Annotated in this window: 9 protein-coding genes; 7 read left to right on the top strand and 2 right to left on the bottom strand. The window is 58.8% G+C overall.

Features of this window, described 5'->3' with window-relative positions:
* Positions 1-133 precede the first annotated feature (133 nt).
* Positions 134-721: a molybdopterin adenylyltransferase gene (gene mog, locus HMPREF3138_RS02175; protein ID WP_038873345.1), complete on the top strand. Its 588-nt coding sequence runs from the start codon at positions 134-136 to the stop codon at positions 719-721.
* Between the two features lie 124 nt (positions 722-845).
* Positions 846-2,153: an MFS transporter gene (locus HMPREF3138_RS02170; protein WP_038873347.1), complete on the top strand. Its 1,308-nt coding sequence runs from the start codon at positions 846-848 to the stop codon at positions 2,151-2,153.
* Between the two features lie 44 nt (positions 2,154-2,197).
* On the opposite strand, the gene satP is transcribed toward HMPREF3138_RS02170, so the two are convergent.
* Entirely contained in the window at positions 2,198-2,797 is a 600-nt protein-coding gene (gene satP, locus HMPREF3138_RS02165) for an acetate uptake transporter (protein ID WP_025301520.1), read from the bottom strand.
* Between the two features lie 324 nt (positions 2,798-3,121).
* Between satP and dnaK the strand changes: the two genes are divergently transcribed.
* The 4 genes from dnaK to nhaR all read left to right on the top strand — a co-directional run bounded on the left by dnaK (position 3,122) and on the right by nhaR (position 8,761).
* Positions 3,122-5,035 (top strand): molecular chaperone DnaK, encoded by a 1,914-nt coding sequence (gene dnaK, locus HMPREF3138_RS02160; RefSeq protein WP_004932972.1) that lies wholly within the window; start codon positions 3,122-3,124, stop codon positions 5,033-5,035.
* Between the two features lie 106 nt (positions 5,036-5,141).
* On the top strand, positions 5,142-6,266 hold the full coding sequence (gene dnaJ / locus HMPREF3138_RS02155) for a molecular chaperone DnaJ (protein ID WP_004932969.1): 1,125 nt from the start codon (positions 5,142-5,144) through the stop codon (positions 6,264-6,266).
* A gap of 236 nt (positions 6,267-6,502) precedes the next feature.
* Positions 6,503-7,669 carry a Na+/H+ antiporter NhaA gene (nhaA, locus tag HMPREF3138_RS02150; RefSeq protein ID WP_038873350.1) on the top strand — a complete coding sequence of 389 codons (1,167 nt, stop codon included), beginning with the start codon at positions 6,503-6,505 and terminating at the stop codon, positions 7,667-7,669.
* A 192-nt stretch (positions 7,670-7,861) separates the two neighbouring features.
* Positions 7,862-8,761 (top strand): transcriptional activator NhaR, encoded by a 900-nt coding sequence (gene nhaR, locus HMPREF3138_RS02145; RefSeq protein WP_004932962.1) that lies wholly within the window; start codon positions 7,862-7,864, stop codon positions 8,759-8,761.
* 71 nt (positions 8,762-8,832) lie between these two features.
* Here the strand turns inward: nhaR and rpsT are convergent, their stop codons facing one another.
* Entirely contained in the window at positions 8,833-9,096 is a 264-nt protein-coding gene (rpsT, locus tag HMPREF3138_RS02140; RefSeq protein WP_033637053.1) for a 30S ribosomal protein S20, read from the bottom strand.
* A gap of 390 nt (positions 9,097-9,486) precedes the next feature.
* Between rpsT and ribF the strand changes: the two genes are divergently transcribed.
* On the top strand, positions 9,487-10,425 hold the full coding sequence (gene ribF, locus HMPREF3138_RS02135) for a bifunctional riboflavin kinase/FAD synthetase (protein WP_070558774.1): 939 nt from the start codon (positions 9,487-9,489) through the stop codon (positions 10,423-10,425).
* Positions 10,426-10,444: the final 19 nt, after the last annotated feature.

The raw sequence follows: 10,444 nt of genomic DNA, 5'->3' as shown, positions 1-10,444 counted from the left end.
CCCCGGTAAAGCGCGATGAACCTTTTTTTATGCCCGACGCTCCCGCCGGCGGGGGAAGCCCTTATACTCTCGGCAATGACAACAGAACGGGAGACGAACCCGTTCGGACCCCATCAGGCTGTAGAGGTTACGCATGGATATTTTACGTATTGGTTTGGTTTCCGTTTCCGACCGCGCTTCCGGCGGCGTTTATCAGGATAAAGGCATCCCGGCGCTGGAAGAGTGGCTGAGCAGTGCGCTGGCGACGCCGTTCAAGCTGGAAACCCGGCTGATCCCCGATGAGCAGACGCAAATTGAACAGACGCTGTGTGAGCTGGTGGACGAAATGGGCTGCCATCTGGTGCTGACCACCGGCGGCACCGGGCCGGCGCGCCGCGACGTCACCCCCGACGCCACGCTGGCGATCGCCGATCGCGTGATGCCCGGTTTCGGCGAGCAAATGCGTCAGATCAGCCTACACTATGTGCCAACGGCAATTCTTTCGCGTCAGGTGGGGGCGATCCGCAAACAGGCGCTGATCATCAACCTGCCCGGCCAGCCGAAGTCGATCAAGGAAACGCTGGAAGGGGTAAAGGATGAGCAGGGCAATGCGGTGGTGCACGGCATCTTCGCCAGCGTGCCTTATTGCATTCAACTGCTCGACGGGCCTTACGTCGAAACGCACGCCGCGGTGGTAGCAGCATTTCGGCCAAAGAGCGCGCGTCGCGAGATAAACCTCTAAATTTCAGCATTCTGCGAGATCGGCTTCAGCCCGTCTGGTGTGAAAATAATTTGCCGCTATAGTAAGGATTATTTTACAGAAAGCCTGCGGCTTTTATTTTTACAGCCTTTACCGACGGTGCCCTATGCCTCACGACACTAATCGCCGGCTGAACCGGCAAGACTACAAAACGCTGACGTTGGCCGCGTTGGGCGGCGCGCTGGAGTTTTACGACTTCATCATCTTCGTGTTCTTCGCCGCCGTGGTCGGCGATCTGTTCTTCCCGGCGGACATGCCGGAGTGGCTACGTCTGGTGCAAACCTTCGGCATTTTCGCCGCCGGCTATCTGGCCCGCCCGCTGGGCGGCATCGTGATGGCGCACTTCGGCGATCTGGTCGGCCGCAAGAAGATGTTTACCCTGAGCATTCTGCTGATGGCGTTGCCGACGCTGGCGATGGGCCTGCTGCCGACTTACGCCAGCATCGGCATCGCTGCGCCGCTGTTGCTGCTGCTGATGCGCGTGCTGCAGGGGGCGGCGATCGGCGGTGAGGTGCCGGGCGCCTGGGTCTTCGTCGCCGAACACGTGCCGCGCCGGCGCATCGGCTTCGCCTGCGGCACGCTGACCGCCGGGCTGACGGTAGGCATTCTGCTGGGTTCGGTGGTGGCGACGGTGATCAACACTACACTCAGCCCGCAGAGCATCGCCGGCGGCGGCTGGCGTATTCCTTTCCTGTTGGGCGGCATGTTCGGCCTGGTGGCGATGTACCTGCGCCGCTGGCTGCAGGAAACGCCGATCTTCATCGAGATGCAGGCGCGTAAAGCGCTGGCCGAGGAGCTGCCGCTGAAGTCGGTGGTGCTCAACCACAAGCGGGAAGTGGTGGTATCGATGCTGCTGACCTGGCTGCTCTCCGCCGGCATCGTGGTGGTGATCCTGATGACTCCGACCTATCTGCAAAAGCAGTTTGGCATTGCGCCGGCATTGACGCTGCAGGCCAACAGCATCGCCACCATCATGCTGATCGCCGGTTGCATCGTCGCCGGTTTGTCGGCCGATCGCTTCGGCGCCAGCAAAACGCTGGTGGTCGGCAGTGTGCTGCTGGCCGGCTGCAGCTGGCTGTTCTATCAGACGGTGGGCGTGCATCCGGAAATGCTGTTCGCCTGTTATGCGCTGGTGGGGTTCAGCGTAGGCGTGGTGGGGGCTGTGCCGTTCGTGATGGTGCGGGCGTTTCCGGCGGAAGTGCGGTTTACCGGCATCTCGTTCTCATATAACGTCTCGTACGCTATTTTTGGCGGTTTAACCCCTATTTTTGTGACGCTGATCATGAAATTGACCCCGTTAGCACCCGCTTACTACGTGCTGGCGCTGTCGCTCATCGGGCTGCTGCTCGGCCTCTACCTGCATCGCGACCTGAACAGCGAAGCCGGGGAGCGGCGAGCCGATTCCTACAGCTAAAAAAAAGCCCTGCACTGCAGGGCTTTTTCATCAGGGAAGGGCGATTATGCCGTGACCGGCGAGGCCGCGACGCGGGCCGGAGCCGGCTCGCCAATCGGCAGCACGGTGCGGCCGTATTGCTCGTTGAGCACTTCGGCCATCGCCAGGTAAATGGCGCTGGCGCCGCAGATGATGCCTTCATAGCCAGCGAAGGTCAGCAGTGCGTGATTGCCGGTGATGTTGCCGACGGCCAGCAGGGCGAACAGCAGCGTGAGGCTGGCGAACACGAACTGCAGCACGCGGTTGGCGGCCAGGGTGCCGAAGAACATGAACAGGGTGAAGACGCCCCACAGCGCCAGGTAGATGCCCAGCACGTGCGCCTCGGTGGCCTCAGCCAGGCCCAGACGCGGCAGCAGCAGCAGGCCGACCAGGCTCAGCCAGAAGCTGCCGTAGGCGGTGAAAGCGGTCATGCCGAAGGTGTTGCCCTTCTTGTATTCCAGCAGACCGGCCAGGATCTGGGCCAGGCCACCGAAGAAAATCCCCATGCTGATGATGGCGGAGTTCAGTGGGAAAAAGCCCGCGTTGTGCAGGTTCAGCAAGACGGTGGTCATCCCGAAGCCCATCAGGCCGAGAGGGCCGGGATTCGCCAACTTGTTGGTGTGCATAAGTCCTCTGCGATAACAGAAAATTAACGGAAACAGCGAAGTAAAATAATAAATGGTCTGAATGGCCAAAAAATCGAAGTTTTCCACCAGAGCGCGCGCATCATAATGATCCCCGCAGCCGGAAACAATGATCTGAATGACGATAAAAAAAGAAATTTTTTTCGCCTTGCCCCTTGATGCCGGATTGGATGGCCCCATCTTATTTGCAACCGCAGTTGCTAACCGCGGGTCGCACTGAGATATCGGGCAGTTGAAAAGCAAAAAATCGCCCGCATATAGGTTAGCAACCTGACTGATTATGAATTTTTTAGTGGAGACGTTTAGATGGGTAAAATTATTGGTATCGACCTGGGTACTACCAACTCTTGCGTAGCAATTATGGATGGTGCCAAGGCACGCGTGCTGGAAAACGCCGAGGGCGACCGCACCACTCCTTCTATTATCGCCTATACCCAGGACGGTGAAACTCTGGTTGGCCAGCCGGCTAAGCGTCAGGCAGTGACCAACCCTGAAAACACCCTGTTTGCCATCAAGCGCCTGATCGGTCGCCGCTTCCAGGATGAAGAAGCGCAGCGCGACAAAGCGATCATGCCGTACAAAATCGTCGAAGCCGACAACGGCGACGCCTGGCTGGAAGTGAAAGGCCAGAAAATGGCTCCGCCACAGATCTCTGCGGAAGTGCTGAAGAAAATGAAGAAAACGGCGGAAGATTACCTGGGCGAACCGGTAACTGAAGCGGTTATCACCGTACCGGCTTACTTCAACGACGCCCAGCGTCAGGCGACCAAAGACGCCGGCCGCATCGCGGGTCTGGAAGTCAAGCGCATCATCAACGAACCGACCGCTGCGGCCCTGGCCTACGGTCTGGACAAAGAAGTCGGCAACCGCACCATCGCGGTTTATGACCTGGGCGGCGGTACTTTCGATATCTCCATCATCGAAATCGACGACGTTGACGGCGAAAAAACCTTCGAAGTACTGGCGACCAACGGTGATACCCACCTGGGTGGCGAAGACTTCGACAGCCGTCTGATCAACTACCTGGTGGAAGAGTTCAAGAAAGATCAGGGTATCGATCTGCGCAACGATCCGCTGGCGATGCAGCGTCTGAAAGAAGCCGCTGAGAAAGCGAAGATCGAACTGTCTTCCGCTCAGCAGACCGACGTTAACCTGCCGTACATCACTGCAGACGCGACCGGTCCAAAACACATGAACATCAAAGTGACTCGCGCCAAACTCGAGTCGCTGGTTGAAGATCTGGTGGCGCGCTCTATCGAGCCGCTGAAAGTGGCGCTGAAAGACGCAGGCCTGTCGGTTTCCGACATTCAGGACGTGATCCTGGTGGGCGGCCAGACCCGTATGCCAATGGTGCAGAAGAAAGTCGCAGACTTCTTCGGCAAAGAGCCGCGTAAAGACGTGAACCCGGACGAAGCGGTTGCCGTGGGCGCTGCGGTACAGGGCGGCGTGTTGGCCGGTGATGTGAAGGACGTTCTGCTGCTGGACGTGACCCCGCTGTCGCTGGGTATCGAAACCATGGGCAGCGTGATGACGCCGCTGATCACCAAAAACACCACGATCCCGACCAAGCACAGCCAGGTGTTCTCTACCGCTGAAGACAACCAGTCTGCGGTAACCATCCACGTGCTGCAGGGTGAGCGTAAGCGCGCCAGCGATAACAAATCTCTGGGCCAGTTCAACCTGGACGGCATTCAGGCGGCACCGCGCGGCATGGCGCAGATCGAAGTGACCTTCGATATCGATGCCGACGGCATCCTGCACGTGTCTGCCAAAGACAAGAACACCGGTCGTGAGCAGAAGATCACCATCAAGGCATCTTCTGGCCTGAACGAAGACGAAATCCAGAAAATGGTGCGCGACGCCGAGCTGAACGCTGAAGCCGACCGCAAGTTCGAAGAGCTGGTACAGACACGTAACCAGGCGGATCACCTGATCCACGGCACTCGCAAGCAGCTGGAAGAAGCGGGCGACAAACTGCCGGCGGAAGACAAAACGGCGATCGAAGCGGCGCTGAAAGATCTGGAAGCGGCGGTGAAAGGCGAAGATAAAGCCGAGATCGAAGCGAAGACTCAGGCTCTGGTGCAGGTTTCCGGCAAACTGCTGGAAATGGCCCAGGCGCAGCAGGCTCAGCAGGGTGCTGACGCCGGCGCGGACAACGCGGCGCAGAAAGACGACGACGTGGTTGACGCTGAGTTCGAAGAAGTTAAAGACAAAAAATAATCGCCCTTAAGCGGGCACGGGGCGGCCGAGATGCCGCTCCCGGAAACCAGCACGGGCGTCGAGGCAACTCTGCGCCCGTGCACGCATGTTAAGGGTAAGCGAAAGAATGGCGAAGAAAGACTATTACGAGATTCTCGGCGTCAGCAAGACGGCGGATGAACGTGAGATCAAAAAGGCGTACAAACGTCTGGCGATGAAATACCATCCTGACCGCAACCAGGAACAAGACGCCGAAACCAAGTTTAAAGAAGTTAAAGAAGCTTACGAAGTCCTGACCGACGACCAAAAGCGCGCGGCCTACGACCAGTATGGGCACGCGGCCTTTGAACAGGGCGGCATGGGCGGCGGCGGCTTTGGCGGCGGTGCCGACTTCAGCGATATCTTTGGCGACGTGTTTGGCGACATCTTCGGCGGAGGCCGCCGTCAGCGCGCCAGCCGCGGTTCCGATCTGCGCTATAACATGGAGCTGACCCTCGAGGAAGCGGTACGTGGCGTCACCAAAGAGATCCGCATCCCGACGCTGGAAGAGTGCGACGTCTGCCACGGCAGCGGCGCCAAGCCGGGCAGCTCGCCGGTGACCTGTCCAACCTGTCACGGGCAGGGCCAGGTGCAGATGCGTCAGGGCTTCTTCACCGTGCAGCAGGCGTGTCCGCACTGCCATGGCCGCGGTCAGATCATCAAAGATCCGTGCAACAAGTGCCACGGCCACGGCCGGGTAGAAAAATCCAAAACGCTGTCGGTGAAAATTCCGGCCGGCGTCGATACCGGTGACCGCATCCGCCTGGCGGGTGAAGGCGAAGCCGGCGAGCACGGCGCACCGGCGGGCGATCTGTACGTTCAGGTGCAGGTGAAGGCGCACCCGATCTTCGAGCGCGAAGGCAACAACCTGTACTGTGAAGTGCCGATCAACTTCGCCATGGCGGCGCTGGGCGGTGAGATTGAAGTGCCGACGCTGGACGGCCGGGTGAAACTGAAGGTGCCTTCGGAGACCCAAACCGGCAAACTGTTCCGCATGCGCGGCAAGGGCGTGAAATCGGTGCGTGGCGGCAGCCAGGGTGACCTGCTGTGCCGCGTAGTGGTGGAAACCCCGGTCAATCTGAACGACAAGCAGAAGCAACTGCTGCGCGAGCTGGAAGAGAGCCTGGGTGGCCCGTCCGGTGACAAGAACAGCCCGCGATCGAAGAGCTTCTTCGACGGGGTGAAAAAGTTCTTTGACGACCTGACTCGCTAACCTGCTGTTTCTGCTGGTTTATATTAGAACCCCGGGCGTCTGTCCCGGGGTTTTTATTTGCATGTTGCACCACTAATTCCCTATAAATAATGTGACTTATTCGTGCTTTTGATCGGTTTTATCGAGTTATTTAGCATTTATAAACTTATTTTTTCGAACTAAAACGCCCTCTATACTCACTTCATGACTGTGGTTCGCAGGGCGCTACGCCCTGCACAGATTTGGAGAGACGTATTGTGACCAACATCATTCGTCAATTTTTACGTCAGGAAGCCGCGGGCGGCATCATTCTGATCGCGGCGGCGATCGTCGCCCTGATCATGGCCAACACCCCGGCGCAGGGGATCTATCAGGCATTCCTTAACCTGCCGGTGATGGTGAAGATTGCTTCGCTGGAGATCGCCAAGCCGCTGCTGCTGTGGATCAACGACGGCCTGATGGCCATCTTCTTCCTGGTGGTGGGGCTCGAGGTCAAGCGCGAGCTGATGCAAGGCTCGCTGTCCGGGCGCGACAAGGCGGTGTTTCCGGCGATCGCCGCGCTGGGCGGCATGCTGGCGCCGGCGCTAATTTATTTGCTGTTCAACGGCGCGGATGAAGTCACCCGCCAGGGCTGGGCGATCCCGGCCGCGACCGATATCGCCTTCGCGCTGGGCGTAATGGCGCTGCTGGGCAACCGTGTGCCGACCAGCCTGAAAGTGTTCCTGCTGGCGTTGGCGATCATCGATGACCTGGGCGTGATTATCATCATCGCGCTGTTCTACACCCATGAAGTGTCGATGGTGGCGCTGGGCGTGGCGGCGGCGGCGACGGTGCTGCTGGCGGTGATGAACTGGCGTGGCGTGGGTAAAACCTCGCTGTACATGATGGTCGGCCTGGTGTTGTGGGTAGCTATCCTCAAGTCCGGGGTACACGCGACGCTGGCCGGGGTGATCGTCGGCTTTATGATCCCGCTGAACGTCAAGAAGGGGCCGTCGCCGTCGGAGACGCTGGAACATGAGCTGCACCCTTGGGTCGCGTTTATGATCCTGCCGCTGTTCGCTTTCGCCAACGCCGGGGTCTCTTTGCAGGGCGTATCGCTGGAAGGGTTGACGTCGCTGTTGCCGGTCGGGATTGCGGCCGGGCTGTTTATCGGCAAGCCGCTGGGGATTTTCCTCTTCAGCCTGCTGGCGGTGAAAATGGGCATCGCCCGCTTGCCTGAGGGGATCGGTTTTAAACAGGTGTTTGCCGTTTCGGTGCTCTGTGGTATTGGTTTCACCATGTCGATTTTCATCGCCTCGCTGGCGTTTGGCGATGCGGATGCGGCGCTCAGCACCTATTCCCGCCTGGGGATCCTGTTGGGCTCCACTGCGGCGGCGGTGGCAGGGTATGGGCTGCTGCGTCTGGCGTTGCCGCGGGTGCGTTAATCCTGCGTGTGCCCGATAAGGGCACACAATAAAATGGCTGGTCGGAGCTGTGCGGTATAAAATATGTGCACCTTCGGCCGTTCTTCGTTGGGACTAATGGGGCTATACGTTGTCTGAAGCAGGGAAAGGAAGTTTGTCGCTCGTCAAGGCACACCGTTTGCCGCTGCGAAACGTTGTTAAGGAGAGCCGCTCGTGAGGATGTCGCATATCAACTTTAATCACCTTTACTATTTCTGGCAGGTCTGCAAGGCCGGTTCCGTGGTCGGTGCCGCCGAAGCGTTGTTTTTGACGCCGCAGACCATCACCGGCCAGATCAAAGCGCTGGAGGAGCGGTTGGACGGCAAGCTGTTCAAACGCCAGGGGCGCGGGTTGGTGCCTTCGGAGCTGGGGCAGCTGGTGTTCCGCTATGCCGACAAGATGTTTATGCTCAGTCAGGAAATGCTGGATATCGTCAACTACCGCAAAGAGTCGAACCTGCTGTTCGACGTTGGCGTGGCGGACGCGCTGTCGAAGCGCCTGGTCAGCCAGGTGTTGGAAACGGCGGTAGTGGTGGATAACGAACAGATCCACCTGCGCTGTTTTGAATCGACGCACGAGATGCTGTTGGAGCAGCTCAGCCAGCACAAGCTGGATATGATCCTGTCGGATTGCCCGGTAGACTCCAGCCAGCAGGAAGGGCTGTTCTCGCTGAAGCTGGGCGAGTGCGGCATCAGCTTCTTCTGCCGCCAGCCGGCGCCGGAGCTGCCGTTCCCGGCCTGCCTGGAGCAGCGCAAGCTGCTGATCCCCGGCCGCCGCTCGATGCTGGGGCGCAAGCTGCTCAACTGGTTCAATACGCAGGGCATTCAGGTGGAGATCTTGGGCGAGTTCGACGATGCGGCGCTGATGAAGGCCTTCGGCATGTACCACAATGCGATTTTCGTGGCGCCGACGCTGTATGCGCAGGATACCTACAACGATGACAACGTGGTGGAGATTGGGCGCATCGACAGCGTGCAGGAGGAGTATTACATCATCTTCGCCGAGCGCATGATCCAGCATCCGGCGGTGCAGCGCGTGTGCAACAAAGACTTTTCGGCGCTGTTTTCCTGCTAGCGGTTCAGTGAACGCAGGGCGTAAAAAAACCGGCCTGAGCCGGTTTTTTTATCAAGCAGATAACGAAATGCTTATTGCATTGCGTTGATGCGTGCAGTCAGGTTTGACTTATGACGCGCTGCTTTGTTTTTGTGGATCAGGCCTTTAGCTGCCTGACGGTCCACCAGTGGCTGCATTACCAGGAATGCAGTTTGTGCTGCTTCTTTGTCGCCAGCTGCGATAGCTGCGTCTACCTTCTTGATGAAGGTACGCACCATTGAGCGACGGCTAGCGTTATGCTTGCGGCGTTTCTCAGACTGTACGGCGCGTTTCTTAGCTGATTTGATATTAGCCAAGGTCCAACTCCCAAATATATTCTATTGAGGACAATTCAAAGGCCGAGGAATATGCCCTTTTAGCCTTCGTTTGTCAATGGATTTGTGCAAATAAGCGCCGTTTGTACAGGCGGCACTCGCTACGTTGTGATGGCGCAGGATTTTACCAGCTTCGCTCTTGGGAATACAGTGTTTCGCGAGAAAATTCGCCAATGTTTTGCCGCGGCGGACGCAAGCCGTTGGCCGCGGTCGAGAATCGGCCCGGCAGCGCCGGATAAACTGCGGCGAAGCCGTTTCACGCGCAGATTATCTCCGGTATGGTATGTCTATTACATAAAGGCACCAATCGCGGGTTAACCTTACCGGCTGTACAAGGTATAATCCGCCGATTTCCACTGTTTTGAGCCAGCTATGGAGCTAATTCGCGGCATTCACAATATCCGGGCGCGCCACCATGGTTGCGTGCTCACCATCGGCAACTTTGACGGCGTACACCGCGGTCATCAGGCGCTGCTGGAGCAGTTGAAGCAACAAGGGAAACGCCTCGGGCTGCCGGTGATGGTCATGATCTTTGAGCCGCAGCCGCTGGAGATGTTCGCCGCAGACAAGGCGCCGGCCCGCTTGACGCGCTTGCGCGACAAGGCCAACTACCTGGCGCAGGCGGGCGTCGACTACCTGCTGTGCGTCAAGTTCGATCCGCGTTTTGCCGCCAACACCGCGCAGGCGTTCGTCGCCGAGCTGCTGGTGGAAAAACTGGGCGTCAAATTCCTGATGGTGGGGGATGATTTTCGCTTTGGCGCCGGGCGTCAGGGCGATTTTTCGCTATTGCAGCAGGCCGGAAAAGAGTACGGCTTCGAGGTGGTCAGCACCCCGACCTTCCGCGAAGGCGAGCGGCGCATCAGCAGCACCGCGATCCGCACCGCGCTGAGCGAGGACGATCTGCCGCTGGCGGAGACCCTGCTGGGCCACCCGTACAGCATTTCCGGGCGCGTAGTGCACGGCGACGAGCTGGGCCGCACCATCGGCTTCCCGACCGCCAATTTGCCGCTCAAGCGCCTGGTAGCGCCGGTGAAAGGGGTGTATGCGGTAGAAGTGTACGGCCTGGGGCCGCAGCCGCTGCCGGGCGTGGCCAATATCGGTACGCGCCCGACCGTCGCCGGCGTGCGCCAGCAGCTGGAAATGCATCTGCTGGATGTCACAATGGATCTTTACGGGCGCCATATTGAGGTGGTGCTCCGCGCAAAATTGCGTAATGAACAACGGTTTGCTTCGCTCGATGCCCTGAAGCAGCAAATCGCCAATGATGTGGTGACGGCCCGGAAGTTCTTCGGGCTACAGACACCGGTTTAATCTCTATAGCCGAAAACGG

Origin of the sequence: Serratia sp. HMSC15F11 (assembly GCF_001808215.1) — a bacterium.
Classification (GTDB): domain Bacteria; phylum Pseudomonadota; class Gammaproteobacteria; order Enterobacterales; family Enterobacteriaceae; genus Serratia; species Serratia nevei.
Note: the sequence above shows the minus strand (reverse complement) of the source record. Positions and strands in the feature narration are given on the sequence as shown.

What these genes read in the sequence shown, in the direction of transcription:
- mog (WP_038873345.1), top strand. Translation starts at nt 134, where the DNA reads ATGGATATTTTACGTATTGGTTTGGTTTCCGTTTCCGACCGCGCTTCC.
- HMPREF3138_RS02170 (WP_038873347.1), top strand. Translation starts at nt 846, where the DNA reads ATGCCTCACGACACTAATCGCCGGCTGAACCGGCAAGACTACAAAACG.
- satP (WP_025301520.1), bottom strand. Translation starts at nt 2,797, where the DNA reads ATGCACACCAACAAGTTGGCGAATCCCGGCCCTCTCGGCCTGATGGGC.
- dnaK (WP_004932972.1), top strand. Translation starts at nt 3,122, where the DNA reads ATGGGTAAAATTATTGGTATCGACCTGGGTACTACCAACTCTTGCGTA.
- dnaJ (WP_004932969.1), top strand. Translation starts at nt 5,142, where the DNA reads ATGGCGAAGAAAGACTATTACGAGATTCTCGGCGTCAGCAAGACGGCG.
- ribF (WP_070558774.1), top strand. Translation starts at nt 9,487, where the DNA reads ATGGAGCTAATTCGCGGCATTCACAATATCCGGGCGCGCCACCATGGT.